A 12365-nucleotide genomic window follows, 5' to 3' on the forward strand; every position below is an offset into this window, starting at 1 on the left:
AAGAGGTCAAGTACATGACACAGCCATCGGATACTGCAGCGCTGTCCAACGAAAGACGAATGTCGGGTCTGAGAGCCCGTGTCTTTTCACCGACTGCTTTGCAAAAGCTGCTCGCCTTCACGAGCCTGATCCTGTTGCTGATCTTCTTCAGCTTCGCTTCGCCCGCATTCATGCAGATGGACAACATCCTCGGCATTTTGCAGGCGACGGCCGTCAACGGCGTGCTGGCGATCGCCAGCACGTTCGTCATCATCACAGGGGGCATCGATCTGTCCGTCGGCACGTTGATGACCTTTACCGCCGTCATTTGCGGCGTGTTTCTCACGTACTGGCATTTGCCGATGTGGATCGGCGTGGTCGCTGCAATTGCAACGGGTGCGGTCTGCGGAACCGTATCGGGCACGCTGACGGCGAAAATGAAGATCCCGCCATTCATTGCGACGCTCGGCATGATGCTGCTGCTGAAAGGACTTTCGCTTGTCGTGTCCTCCGACCAGCCAATCTATTTCACCGACACCGAGAACTTCTACATGATCTCGCAGGACTCGCTGATCGGCTATTTCCTGCCCAGCGTGCCCGTGCCGAATGCAGTGCTGATCCTCTTCGCTCTTGCGATCGCAAGTTCGATCGCGCTCAATCGCACGGCGCTTGGCCGCTATACGTTCGCGCTTGGCAGCAATGAAGAGGCCGTGCGGCTTTCCGGCGTGAACGTGGACCGCTGGAAGATCGCGATCTACGGCGTCGGCGGCGCGATTTGCGGCGTCGCCGGACTGCTCATTGCGTCGCGCCTGAACTCGGCGCAGCCGGCGCTGGGCCAGGGCTACGAGCTCGAAGCGATCGCCGCCGTCGTCATCGGCGGCACTTCTCTTAGCGGCGGCTCGGGCACGATACTGGGCACGATCATCGGTGCATTTATCATGAGCGTGCTGACCAACGGGCTGCGCATCATGTCCGTTGCGCAGGAATGGCAGATCGTAGTGACGGGGCTCATTATCATTCTCGCGGTCTACGCTGATATCCTGCGACGCAAGAAGGGCGGCTGACACAGTACGGGACAAGATCAAGAAGGGGAGCACGCAAAGGCTCCCTCAACGGCTGGAGGTTTGATGGCCTACCTTAGGAGGAGAAACCCCATGTTGAAAAGAAGACTCATCAGTATCGCGATCGGTGTCGGTGCGCTCGCTGGCGCGACCAGTCTTGCGTATGCGGACGAGCCGTATATTCCGCTCATCTCGAAGGGCTTTCAGCACCAGTTCTGGCAAGCCGTGAAATCCGGCGCGGAACAGGCTGCGAAGGAGCAGAACGTCAGGATCACCTTCGAGGGTCCGGAAACGGAAGCGATGGTCGACAAGCAGATCGACATGCTTTCGGCCGCGCTCGCGAAGAAGCCTCAGGCGCTCGGCATTGCCGCGCTCGACAGCAAGGCGGCCATTCCGCTGCTCAAGCGCGCGCAGTCGAGCAAGATCCCCGTCATCGCATTCGACTCGGGCGTCGACAGCAACATCCCGTTGACGACCTGCGCGACCGACAATCTTGCGGCCGCCGCGCTCGCCGCCGACAAGATGGCCGAGATGATCGGCAACTCGGGCGAGGTCGGCGTGATCGTGCACGATCAGACGAGCCGCACGGGCATCGATCGACGCGACGGCTTTCTCAACGAGATGAAGACGAAGCATCCGGGCATCAAGATCGTCTCGGTTCAGTACGGCGGCGGCGACCACTTGAAGTCGGCGGAAATCGCCAAGGCGATGATTCAGGCCAATCCGAATATCAAAGGCATTTTCGGCGCGAACGAAGGCTCGGCGGAAGGCGCGGCAATCGGCGTCAAGGAATCGGGCAAGAAACTCGTGCTGATCGGCTACGACTCGGGCAAGGAGCAAAAAGAGGACATCACGTCGGGCCTGATGGCGGGCGCAATCACGCAGAACCCGATCGGTATCGGCAAATGCGTCGTCGACTCGGCGGTGAAGGCGTTGAAAGGCGAGAAGCTGCCGAAGAAAGTCGACACGGGGTACTACTGGTACGACAAGAGCAATATGAACGACCCGAAGATCTCCGCAGTGCTGTATGACTGACGCGCGCCCGTAGTGCGTTCTGAGAAAGAGGAAGGGCTGCGGCCCTTCCTCTTTTTTTCGACGGTTACGCGTTATGACGCGGCTTTGCGTAGTGCCTGTCCGGAATCACGACGATGTTGCCGACGAAGCGCTTTGACATGAACTGCGTTTGTGCTTCATGAAACTGCGACAGAGGCCAGGTCGCGGCCAGAATCGGCTTGATCGTGCCCGCCTCGATATAGTCGAGCACGCGTTTGAACGCGCTGCGCGTGCCTTGCGAAGAGCCGTTCAGCTGAAGCTGCTTCAGATACATCGTGCGCAAGTCGAGTTGCACGACGGGCCCGGCGATCGCGCCCGCCGTGGTGTAGCGTCCTTCCGGGCGCAGCACGTTCAGCAGCTTTCCGAACAGCGCACCGCCGACGAGATCGGCCACTACATCGATGGGCCGGCCGCCTGTCATTCGTGCGACGTCGGCAGCGAAGTCGTCGGTGTCGCGAAGCATCACGCCTTCTGCACCGAGCTTGAGCACGGCCTCCTCCTTGCCCTTGCTGACGACGGCATAGGGAATCGCTCCGCGCGCGCGGCATAGTTGAATGATGCCGGAGCCGACGCCGCCTGAAGCGCCCGTAATCAGCACCGTTTCGCCGCGCTTGACCGCGGCCCGCTCGATCATCTGTTCGCCAGTGTGGTATGCACACCAGAACGTAGCGAGTTCTGCATCGGTGTATTGCGAGTCGACGCGATGCGCGTTCTCCGCGGGAACCGCCGTGTATTCGGCGTAGCCGCCGTCGCGGCCGTGACCGATGTAGTCGATATCGGCGAGGCTGTCGTCGTCGCGGTTGTAGATCGACGCGTCGACGATCACACGTTCTCCGATGCGCGCGTCGCTGACTCCGCTTCCAACCGCAACCACCCGGCCGACGATGTCTGCGCCCTGAATGCGCGGGAACGTCAGCGTCGAGCGGCCGCGCCGCCAGGTGGAGACGGCCTGCGGATCGTCGTCCGTGCCATACGCGCCCTGGCGAACCCATACGTCGGTATTGTTCAACCCGCATGCCGTGACTTCGAGCAGCACTTCGCCCGCGTTGCAGGCGGGAACGGGCACGTCGTCGCGATAGACCAGCTTGTCGAGTCCGCCGTGAGCGGTGAGCACGATCGCCTTCATTGTCTTTGGAAGCATGGTTCTCCTCCTGGCGTTGACGGATGCGCGGCGCAAATGAGCCGCAAGCGCGCCGGCATCCGGGCTACGACCTTATTGGCTTGATGAACAGCTTACGCGGCGTGTTGCAGAAGGGCTCGACACCCGACTCGGTAATCAGGATGCTCTCCGTGATTTCGAGTCCCCAGTCGTCGAGCCACAGGCCCGGCATGAAGTGGAACGTCATGCCGGGTTCGAGGACCGTCTTGTCCCCGGGACGCAGGCTCATCGTGCGCTCGCCCCAGTCCGGCGGATAGCTCGCGCCGATCGGATAGCCGCAGCGGCTGTTCTTCTCGATGCCCGATTTGCGCAGCACCGCAAAGAACGCATTCGCGATGTCTTCACAGGTATTGCCCGGCTTCGCAGCCGCCAGCCCCATTTCGATGCCTTCGACCACGGCCTTTTCCGCATCGATGAAATGCTGCGGCGGCTTGCCCAGATACACGGTGCGCGACTGCGGGCAGTGATAACGCTTGAAGCAGCCGGCGATTTCGAAGAACGTGCCGGCGTTCTTTTCGAATGGCGAGTCGTCCCACGTCAGGTGCGGCGCGGCGGCATCGGCGCCTGTGGGCAGCAGCGGCACGATCGCGGGATAGTCGCCGCCGTAGCCTTCGATGCCCGTGATCCCCGCCGAATAGATGTCGGCGACGAGATCGCTCTTGCGCATGCCCGGCTCGATCCGCTCGACGATACGCGCGTGCATCTTCTCGACGATGCGCGCGGCAATGCGCATGTACTCGATCTCGCGCGGCGACTTGATGGCACGCTGCCAGTTGACGAGTGCCGTCGCATCGCGCCACGTCGCATTCGGCAGATTGCGCTGCAACGATGCATAGGCCGCGGCGCTGAAATAGTAGTTGTCCATCTCGACGCCAATGCGGCGCGACTGCCAGCCGCGCGCCTCGATCACTTCACGCGAGAGATAGTCCATCGGGTGACGCTCGGTGGACTGCACGTAGTGATCGGGATAGCCGATGATGTTCTCGCGCTTCATGAACACGGTGCGCAGCGCGCCGTTCGCGTCCTGTCCACGGCCGTACCAGACGGGCTCGCCGTCGAGCGCGAGCAGCACGCATTGATGCACGTAGAACGACCAGCCGTCGTAGCCGGTGAGCCACGCCATGTTGGTCGGGTCGGTGACGATCAGCAGATCGATCTGCGCCTTCTCCATCGCCTTGCGTGTCTTCGCGATGCGTGCGTCGTATTCGGCGCGATCGAAAGGCAGGCGAACCGATGGTCCCTTGGCAGGCGGGTCCTGTTTCGTTGTATCTGACATCGTTCTTTTCTCCAGGCACGAACTCATCGCAAAAGTGGCGTCCCATGCACCTAAATGAGGCGCCAACAGGTATTGCTCGCCGCAGTCTAATGCCGCGAAAAACAGGCTCCCAATGTGCTAGTTCAATCTTCGTCGATGGGTCGAACCAGGACGCGATGGCTCGTTGCATCGTTGATGAATTGCATAGCGATGCGCTTATAGGTGTTGTCCCTGATGCGAGTGTCCGCCCTTCCGCATTGCCCTTTGCACCAAGGCGTATCCGGCTTTTTGCGGCTCGGAAAGAATTGTTCTAGAGCAATCGGATCACTAATATGGCTTTGTATGCTGGTTCGCATAGTCGCTCTTCCTGCACTGCCGCAACACGCACTCACGCTGCGCAGGCGGGATGAACGGAACCCTGATCAATATGAAAACCGCGCGAGTGACCCCAATGCCAAGCGCTTCAGGAATTGCCCAGGAGACTCTTTCGCCGGATGTGCAGGCCGCCGCTGGTGACGCCTCTTCCATTCGCGAGAAGACGCCGGCCACCAGGCCGCTTATCAGGATCGATCGCATCACGAAGCGCTATGGCGCGCTGACCGTGCTCGACGAGCTTTCGCTCAACGTGATGCCGGGCGAGAAGCTCGCGTTGATCGGTCCATCGGGATCAGGGAAGACCACCATTCTTCGCATCCTGATGACACTCGAAACGATCGATGGCGGCCATATCGAAGTGGATGGCGAACAACTCTTCCACATGCAGCGCGGCGGCCAGATGGTCCCTGCGAACGAGCGTCATTTGCAGAAGATGCGCGAGAAGATCGGAATGGTTTTTCAGCACTTCAATCTGTTTCCGCACAAGAGCGTGCTCGACAACGTGACGCTCGCACCGATCCTGACGAAAGGCGAGAGCCGCGAGTCGGCTGAAAAGCGCGCGCTGGAACTGCTCGACATGGTCGGCATGGCCGACAAGGCGAAGAGCCGGCCCGCGCAACTCTCCGGCGGACAGAAGCAACGTGTCGCAATTGCGCGGGCGCTCGCGCTCGCACCCAAGATCATGCTTTTCGATGAAGTCACTTCGGCGCTCGACCCGGAGCTCGTCGAGGAAGTACTCAATGTGATGCAAAGGCTCGCGCGGGAAACCGACATGACGATGCTGCTCGTCACGCACGAAATGGGCTTCGCGCACGATTTCGCGGACCGCGTGCTGTTTTTCGATCGAGGCAGGATCGTCGAAGAAGGCAAGCCCGAGGACATATTCAGACATCCGGAACATGAGCGGACTCAGGCGTTCCTGCGCAAGATCATCGCCGCCGGTCACAGGATCTGATCGACCCGCATCGCTTATTGCGCTTATTGCAAGACCACTACGTACACCACGCACACCACCAGGCCTTAGGAGCCAAAAACCATGAAGCTGAAGGCGATTCTGATCACGGGGACGTTGTCGGTGCTAACTCTGGCCTGCTCCGCAGCCAATGCAGAGGACAAGCTGACCCAACTCAAGGAGCAGGGCTTTGCGCGCATCGCCATTGCCAACGAACCGCCGTTCACGGCAGTCGGCGCCGACGGCAAGGTAACGGGCGCTGCGCCCGACGTCGCGCGCGCGGTCTTCAAGAAGCTCGGCGTCAACGATGTCGTCGCGTCGGTTTCCGAGTATGGTGCGATGATTCCGGGCCTCGCAGTCGGACGGCATGACGCGATTGCGGCCGGCCTCTTCATGACGCCGCAGCGCTGCGCGGCCGTCGCGTACTCGGAACCGGTGCTCTGCGCAGTGGAGGCGTTCGCCGTCAAGAAGGGCAACACCAAGAGCATCAAGACCTACGATGAAATCGCCAAAGACCCGAAGGCGGTGATCGGCGTCGAGGGCGGCACCACCGAACAGAAACTGGCGACGGCCGCTCATATTCCGACGGACCGTGTCGTCATCGTGCCGGACGGACAGAGCGGGCTGAAGATGCTCCAGGACGGCCGCATCGACGCGTTCGCGCTTCCGTTGCTCTCGATCAGCGATCTGCTCTCGAAAGCAAAGGACGCCAGTCTGGAGTCGATCGCGCCCGTGCAAGGCACGCCGGTGCAATGCGACGGCGTGGCGTTCCGCAAGCAGGACACGGCGCTGCGCGATGCGTTCGACGTCGAGTTGAAAAAGATCAAGGCATCCGGCGAGTTCGCGAAGATCGTCGAGCCATACGGTTTTTCGGCAAAGGCGGCGATGTCGACGAGTCGCGACAAGCTGTGCTCGGCGTCGAACTGAGTCTGTACAGACCGGCTAGTGCGCGATTCACTCGTGCGCTAGCCAGTCGCTTAGCTGCCTTCGAGGTGCGCTTATGAACCACTGGTCCGGCTATCTGACGCTGATCATGAAGGGCGCCGTAGCGACCGTCGAACTCACGTTGATGGGAGCGGTGCTTGCGCTCGTGATGGCGTTCGTCGCAGGCCTCGGCCGCCTGTCGCCATTCGCAGCGGTACGCGCCCTTGCCACCACGTATATCGAGTTCTTTCGCGGCACATCGGTATTCGTCCAGTTGTTCTGGGCTTATTTCGTCTTGCCGATGGTTGGGCTCACGCTCACGCCGCTGCAGGCAGGCGTGCTCGCACTCGGCCTCAACGTGGGTGCGTACGGCGCGGAAGTGGTGCGCGGCGCGATCGTCGCGGTCGGCCAGGAACAGCGCAGCGCGTGCATTGCGTTGAACCTGTCCGTCTATCAGCGCATGCGTCATGTGATCCTGCCGCAAGCGTTGCCGTTGATGCTGCCGACCTTCGGCAACAACGCAATCGAATTGCTCAAGGGCACGGCAGTCGTGTCGCTGATATCGCTCGGCGACATGACATTCCAGGCGCAGGTGGTGCGCTCGCAAACGGGCAATACGCTGATACCGTTCGCGACGATTCTCGCGCTCTACTTCGCCTTGGCGTGCCTGATTTCGTTCGGCATGCGCAAGCTCGAACGCCGGATGACCTTCGGTCTCGACGGGATGAGGAGATAACGGCATGGAATGGGACTGGAGTTTCGCACTCGGGATTCTACCGATCCTGTTGCGGGGGCTGGAGATCACGGTGCTCGCGACTTTGCTCGGCGCGATCGTTGCAGCCGTGATCGGCATGGTGTTCGCGATCCTGCGCCTTGCGCCGAACCGGGCGGTGTCGCGCACGACGACGGCCGTGGTGAGCTTCATTCGCGGCACGCCGTTGCTCGTGCAACTGTATTTCGTGTTCTATGTGCTGCCGGATATCGGCATCCGTATGCCCGCTCTCGCGGCGGGCGTGCTCGTGCTCGGCGTGCACTACGCGACTTACGCGGCGGAGGTGTATCGGACGGGCATCGAAAACGTGCCCCGTGGGCAGTGGGAAGCCGCCAAGGCATGCAACCTGAACGCGCAGCAGATGTGGCAGCACGTGATCCTGCCCGAAGCGGTTCCGCCGATGTTGCCCGCGCTCGCGAACTATCTGATTTCGATGTTCAAGGAGACGCCGTTGCTGTCGGCGATCACCGTGCTCGAACTGATGAACGAAGCGAAGATCATCGCGAACACGGACTACCGCTACCTCGAGCCGATGACGCTGGTCGGCGTGCTTTTTCTGTGCATCAGTCTTGTGGCCGTGGTCGGCGTGAGACTGCTCGAAAAACGCTTTCCCGCTCTGGGGCATTGACCGATGGCAATCGTCATTCATCCGCTGAATGCAGTCCCGCAACTGGACGCACGCGCTATCGACAAGCGCATCGGCCTTGTGATCCTCGCAACCGATCACACGACGGAGCCCGATTTCGCAAGGCTCGTCGCGAATGAGCGGATCGGCATCTACACGAATCGCGTGCCATACGCGAACCCGGTGACGCCAGACAACCTGCGCGCGATGCAGCCTTCGCTCACTGCGGGCGCAGCGCTGATCCTGCCTGACGAACCGCTCGACGTGGTGATGTACTCGTGCACGTCGGCTTCCGTGATGATCGGGGACGAGGAGATCGAGCGGGCGATTCGCGCGGCGAAACCCGACGCACATATCGTCACGCCAACGATGGCCGCCGTGACCGCGCTGAGAACGATCGGCGCGCAGCGCATCAGCGTGCTGACGCCTTATACCGTCGAGACCAGTCAGCCGATGGCCGAGTACTTTGCAGCTAAAGGCTTCGTGATCGACCGCTTCACGTGCATCGGTCTGACCGACGACCGCGAAATGGCGCGTATTTCGCACGACGACATCGTTGCGATTGCGCGCAATGCAATGGCACCGGAGTCGGACGCGCTTTTTATTTCTTGCACGGCGGTGCGGGCAGCGGCCGTCGTCGGACGAATCGAGGCGTCGCTCGGCAAGCCTGTCGTGAGCAGCAATCTCGCGACTGCGTGGATGTGTCTGCGCCTTTGCGGCGACAACGAACCTAAGCCACGCCTTGGGGAACTGATGATGTGGCCGCTTCCTGCTGCGGACGCGCTACTGGAGGCATGACATCACGACGAGGCGTCGGCCAGCGATAAAGTTCGCGCCGGTATAATGGGCCAACCGATCCAAGACCGGCCTTCGATGTCGAGCATCGCCAAACTCTTGTCCATCCTCGAGTTGTTTTTCCGAGTCACAGCCGCTTCTTTCGGCTGAACAGATCGCCGCTCAACTGGATTGTTCGATACCCACTGCGTACCGGTATGTGCGCGAGCTTGTCGAGTCGGGCATGCTGTTGCGCTTTGCGGGCGGCGATTATGGGCTCGGCCCGCGGATCATCACGCTCGACTATCACCTGCGCGTTTCGGACCCGCTGTTGAAGGCAGGGCAACCTGTGATGCGCGAGATGGCCGATCGCTCGGGATTCGATGTGGTGATGTCGCGCTGGTATGTCAATGAACTGGTCGACACGCATCGTGAAACACACGATGCAACGCTCGATCTGCGATATGGCCGCGGCCGCCCACGGCCGCTTTTTCTGGGCGCGGCACCCAAGGCCATACTCTCGACCTTTCCGAAGGCCAAGCTTGCCGCACTATTCAACGAGTACACCGCAGAGATCTCATCGAGCGGATTGGGCGACTCGCTGGAAGACTTCCGTTCCAACCTGCTGAAAATAAGGCGCGCGGGCTACTACCTGTCGAACGGCGAACTGGATGAGGGCGTGTCGGCGATCGCCTCTCCGCTTTTCACCGACGATTCGGGCGAAGCCGTGGGCGCGCTCGCACTCGTCGTGCCGAGCCACCGCCTCGAGCTGTTGAACTTCGATCGGCTCGTCGAAGCAGTGAAGGAAGCGGCGGCGCGCGCGTCTTCGCGCGCGCGGTCCGTCATCGAAGGAAGATCTGCTCGGGTTTCGGAATCACCTGAAAACGGAACGCCCGGATCTCGGCGATCATTCGATCCAGTATTGCGACCCGAAGCGTCCCGCAACGTACGCGCGCGGGCCCAGGAACCGGCGGCGCTGGGAATTGATGGTCATGCCATCCGACGACATCGCCAGGCTGCAAACGCCCGAGTGGCTTTGGGACAAGCTTTCGCGCTGGATCACGCCGGCCAATGCGATGCTGGAGCGTTCCGCTGTCTACACGTTTCACTCCGTCGTCGCCAACGGCTGACGCAACGGCCGATTGCTGCTGGCAGGCGATGCCGCGCATCAGACGCCGCCGTTCATGGGACAAGGCATGGCGGCAGGGATTCGCGACGCGAGCAATCTGGCGTGCAAACTCGCGTCTGTCATTCGCGGCGAAGATGATGACGGCCTGCTCGATACGTATGAATCGGAACGCTCGCCGCATGTGCGCGAGTTCATCGAAACGGCCGTGAAGCTCGGCGCCGTGATCCAGTCGAAGGCTGAAGCAGCCGGCGCAACGAATGATGGAGTGCCGCCCGCGTTTCGCAACTTCGTCACGCCTCAACCGAGACTCGGGCCAGGCGCACACTGCGAAAATGAGCAGCCGATTGCGGGAAGTATCGCGCGGCAGCCGCGCCTGTCGGACGAGCGCCTGTTCGATGACGCCGTCGGCTATCGACACGCGCTCGTGCTCAGTCCCGAGACACTTGCGGCGCGTCCGGAACTCGATGAGGTAGCGAAGTTCGCGAACGTCGCTCTGGTGACGGATGGCGCGCCTGCCTTGCGCGAGTGGCTGGCCGAGACGGGTGTTGTCGCCATTCTTGTGAGACCGGACCGTTACGTCCACGGTGTCGCGCGAGATGCCGCCGATCTGCACGCATTGCTTGCATTAGCCTTTCCACGGCTGCAGGCGATGAGTGCGTGAGCGCTGAGTGCTTCGGGAGCGCGCGCGGGTCGGAATCCTCGTCGCGAATCGTCATATTTCAACCGGATGGTTGAAATATACGGACTGCGCCCAGCGCCTCAGGCAACTCCTTGAGCCAAAAAATGACCAGTTAATCCCTTATTCGACGGGGTTCAAGGCGCTTATCAAGGTAAACACGTAGTCCGCAGTCGTTGACTCCTCATGGTCGCGTGTCAATAATTCAACCCGTGAGTTGAAATTTTGCATCCGGACGAGTGATCGGGAAATCGCGGTTTCGGCCGTGAAGCGCTTTCTGGCAGAACGCGGCTGGATACGGAACGTACGGATGCAGGTCGATCCCTCGGGGCCCGGCTTTCCAGTGCGCCCCGTCTCGATGCAACGCGCTGCGTGGAACGCATACGTTCGAATGTGCATGCCGGCCGCAAGCTTCTGTTCCGATCGCAAACTACACGACTAGTAGTACTAATTAGAAGTGAGCCGGCGTAGCCGGTTTCAGGAGACAGACATGAAGCATCGGGTGGTGGCTGCCACTTTTGCTGCGTTGTTCGCAGGCGCGGCGCAGGCGCAAAGCAGTGTCACGCTGTACGGCATCATCGACGACGGCATCAGCTACATCAGCAACCAGGGCGGTCACAGCACGGTGAAGATGGACAGCGGAATCGCCCAGTCGAGCCGCTGGGGATTGAAAGGCACGGAAGACCTGGGAGGCGGTCTGCGGGCTGTTTTCACGCTGGAAAACGGCTTCGATCTGAACACGGGCATTGCGGGGCAAGGCGGGTCGCTTTTCGGCCGGCGCGCATTCGTTGGCTTGTCGAGCGATACATTCGGTACGCTGATCGCCGGTAACGACTACGACTTCATCTACGACTACGTGACCTACTACACGAACGTCACACAGTTCGCGCCGTCGTACTCGTTTCATCTCGGCAACGACATCGACCGCCTTGCCGGCGAACAGGTGCACAACATGGTCCGCTACGAGACGCCGACCGTGCACGGTTTCGGCGCGGGTGTGATGTATGGCTTCAGCAACGCAGCGGGAGCGTTCGGCGGCTCGCCGTCATCGGCGCGCGTATTGAGCGTCGGGCTCAAGTACAGCCCGACGGGCAGCTTCAACGCACCGTATTCGTTTGGCGCGGCGTTCACGAAGACCGACCGCGGCAACAGCGGCCCTGGCACGGGCGGCACGATTGCACAGGTCGCGCTGGGCGCAAAATCGATCTACACCGCGGCCTTCGGCGGGCTGGTGAAGCTCGGCGACTTCGGCATCAACGGCGTGTACACCTATACGAACGCATCCGACAGTCCGCTCGGCACCATAACCGCGAACGCGTACGAAGCCGGCCTCACCTGGCAGGCGACGCCTTATTTCCAGCTGGGAGCGGGCTTCGCGTATGTCGATGAGCGCAAGCTCGGCAAGTTCGACATTGCGAGCGCGGGTCTCGACTATCGCCTGTCGAAGCGCACCGACGTGTTCACGTTCGCCACCTATCAGCACGCGTTCGCTGGCGCGAGCGTCGCGGGCAACTTCCTCGCGGTGACGCCGTATTCGATGTCCCCCAAGCTGCCGAACGGCGTGGGCGCGTCGTCGTCGCGTAACCAGACGGCCGTGCAGCTCGGCGTCCGTCATCTGTTTTGAAAGGAGA

Annotated in this window: 12 protein-coding genes; 10 read left to right on the forward strand and 2 right to left on the reverse strand. The window is 61.2% G+C overall.

Features of this window, described 5'->3' with window-relative positions; translation table 11 throughout:
- The first annotated feature begins 14 nt into the window (after positions 1 to 14).
- Positions 15 to 1043 (forward strand): ABC transporter permease, encoded by a 1029-nt coding sequence (locus AB4Y32_RS21240; protein ID WP_368723229.1) that lies wholly within the window; start codon positions 15 to 17, stop codon positions 1041 to 1043.
- A gap of 90 nt (positions 1044 to 1133) precedes the next feature.
- On the forward strand, positions 1134 to 2075 hold the full coding sequence (locus AB4Y32_RS21245) for an ABC transporter substrate-binding protein (RefSeq protein ID WP_368723230.1): 942 nt from the start codon (positions 1134 to 1136) through the stop codon (positions 2073 to 2075).
- A gap of 64 nt (positions 2076 to 2139) precedes the next feature.
- On the opposite strand, the gene AB4Y32_RS21250 is transcribed toward AB4Y32_RS21245, so the two are convergent.
- Positions 2140 to 3234, reverse strand: coding sequence for an alcohol dehydrogenase family protein (locus AB4Y32_RS21250; protein WP_368723231.1), 1095 nt, complete (start codon positions 3232 to 3234; stop codon positions 2140 to 2142).
- Between the two features lie 64 nt (positions 3235 to 3298).
- Positions 3299 to 4528, reverse strand: coding sequence for an ectoine hydrolase DoeA (gene doeA / locus AB4Y32_RS21255; protein ID WP_368723232.1), 1230 nt, complete (start codon positions 4526 to 4528; stop codon positions 3299 to 3301).
- 406 nt (positions 4529 to 4934) lie between these two features.
- On the opposite strand from doeA, the gene ehuA reads away from it, so the two are divergent.
- The 8 genes from ehuA to AB4Y32_RS21295 all read left to right on the forward strand — a co-directional run bounded on the left by ehuA (position 4935) and on the right by AB4Y32_RS21295 (position 12358).
- Positions 4935 to 5837, forward strand: coding sequence for an ectoine/hydroxyectoine ABC transporter ATP-binding protein EhuA (gene ehuA / locus AB4Y32_RS21260; RefSeq protein ID WP_368723233.1), 903 nt, complete (start codon positions 4935 to 4937; stop codon positions 5835 to 5837).
- An 81-nt stretch (positions 5838 to 5918) separates the two neighbouring features.
- Positions 5919 to 6761 carry an ectoine/hydroxyectoine ABC transporter substrate-binding protein EhuB gene (gene ehuB, locus AB4Y32_RS21265; protein WP_368723234.1) on the forward strand — a complete coding sequence of 281 codons (843 nt, stop codon included), beginning with the start codon at positions 5919 to 5921 and terminating at the stop codon, positions 6759 to 6761.
- Between the two features lie 73 nt (positions 6762 to 6834).
- Positions 6835 to 7494, forward strand: coding sequence for an ectoine/hydroxyectoine ABC transporter permease subunit EhuC (gene ehuC, locus AB4Y32_RS21270; protein WP_368723235.1), 660 nt, complete (start codon positions 6835 to 6837; stop codon positions 7492 to 7494).
- Between the two features lie 4 nt (positions 7495 to 7498).
- Positions 7499 to 8158, forward strand: a complete 660-nt coding sequence (ehuD, locus tag AB4Y32_RS21275) for an ectoine/hydroxyectoine ABC transporter permease subunit EhuD (protein ID WP_368723236.1) — start codon at positions 7499 to 7501, stop codon at positions 8156 to 8158.
- 3 nt (positions 8159 to 8161) lie between these two features.
- Positions 8162 to 8953: an ectoine utilization protein EutA gene (eutA, locus tag AB4Y32_RS21280; protein ID WP_368723237.1), complete on the forward strand. Its 792-nt coding sequence runs from the start codon at positions 8162 to 8164 to the stop codon at positions 8951 to 8953.
- A 220-nt stretch (positions 8954 to 9173) separates the two neighbouring features.
- Positions 9174 to 10196, forward strand: a complete 1023-nt coding sequence (locus AB4Y32_RS21285) for an IclR family transcriptional regulator (protein WP_368723238.1) — start codon at positions 9174 to 9176, stop codon at positions 10194 to 10196.
- Positions 10114 to 10719: an FAD-dependent monooxygenase gene (locus tag AB4Y32_RS21290; protein WP_368723239.1), complete on the forward strand. Its 606-nt coding sequence runs from the start codon at positions 10114 to 10116 to the stop codon at positions 10717 to 10719. The genes AB4Y32_RS21285 and AB4Y32_RS21290 overlap by 83 nt, the downstream gene beginning before the upstream one ends.
- Before the next feature lie 505 nt (positions 10720 to 11224).
- Positions 11225 to 12358: a porin gene (locus AB4Y32_RS21295; RefSeq protein WP_368723240.1), complete on the forward strand. Its 1134-nt coding sequence runs from the start codon at positions 11225 to 11227 to the stop codon at positions 12356 to 12358.
- Positions 12359 to 12365 lie beyond the last annotated feature (7 nt).

Source organism: Paraburkholderia phymatum (assembly GCF_040965635.1).
In the GTDB taxonomy this organism is placed as follows: Bacteria; Pseudomonadota; Gammaproteobacteria; order Burkholderiales; family Burkholderiaceae; genus Paraburkholderia; species Paraburkholderia phymatum_B.

Excerpts from the sequence above, each read along its gene's own strand:
- AB4Y32_RS21240 (WP_368723229.1), top strand. The coding sequence starts at position 15 with ATGACACAGCCATCGGATACTGCAGCGCTGTCCAACGAAAGACGAATG.
- AB4Y32_RS21245 (WP_368723230.1), top strand. The coding sequence starts at position 1,134 with ATGTTGAAAAGAAGACTCATCAGTATCGCGATCGGTGTCGGTGCGCTC.
- AB4Y32_RS21250 (WP_368723231.1), bottom strand. The coding sequence starts at position 3,234 with ATGCTTCCAAAGACAATGAAGGCGATCGTGCTCACCGCTCACGGCGGA.
- doeA (WP_368723232.1), bottom strand. The coding sequence starts at position 4,528 with ATGTCAGATACAACGAAACAGGACCCGCCTGCCAAGGGACCATCGGTT.
- ehuA (WP_368723233.1), top strand. The coding sequence starts at position 4,935 with ATGAAAACCGCGCGAGTGACCCCAATGCCAAGCGCTTCAGGAATTGCC.
- ehuB (WP_368723234.1), top strand. The coding sequence starts at position 5,919 with ATGAAGCTGAAGGCGATTCTGATCACGGGGACGTTGTCGGTGCTAACT.
- ehuC (WP_368723235.1), top strand. The coding sequence starts at position 6,835 with ATGAACCACTGGTCCGGCTATCTGACGCTGATCATGAAGGGCGCCGTA.
- ehuD (WP_368723236.1), top strand. The coding sequence starts at position 7,499 with ATGGAATGGGACTGGAGTTTCGCACTCGGGATTCTACCGATCCTGTTG.
- eutA (WP_368723237.1), top strand. The coding sequence starts at position 8,162 with ATGGCAATCGTCATTCATCCGCTGAATGCAGTCCCGCAACTGGACGCA.
- AB4Y32_RS21285 (WP_368723238.1), top strand. The coding sequence starts at position 9,174 with ATGCTGTTGCGCTTTGCGGGCGGCGATTATGGGCTCGGCCCGCGGATC.
- AB4Y32_RS21290 (WP_368723239.1), top strand. The coding sequence starts at position 10,114 with ATGGGACAAGGCATGGCGGCAGGGATTCGCGACGCGAGCAATCTGGCG.
- AB4Y32_RS21295 (WP_368723240.1), top strand. The coding sequence starts at position 11,225 with ATGAAGCATCGGGTGGTGGCTGCCACTTTTGCTGCGTTGTTCGCAGGC.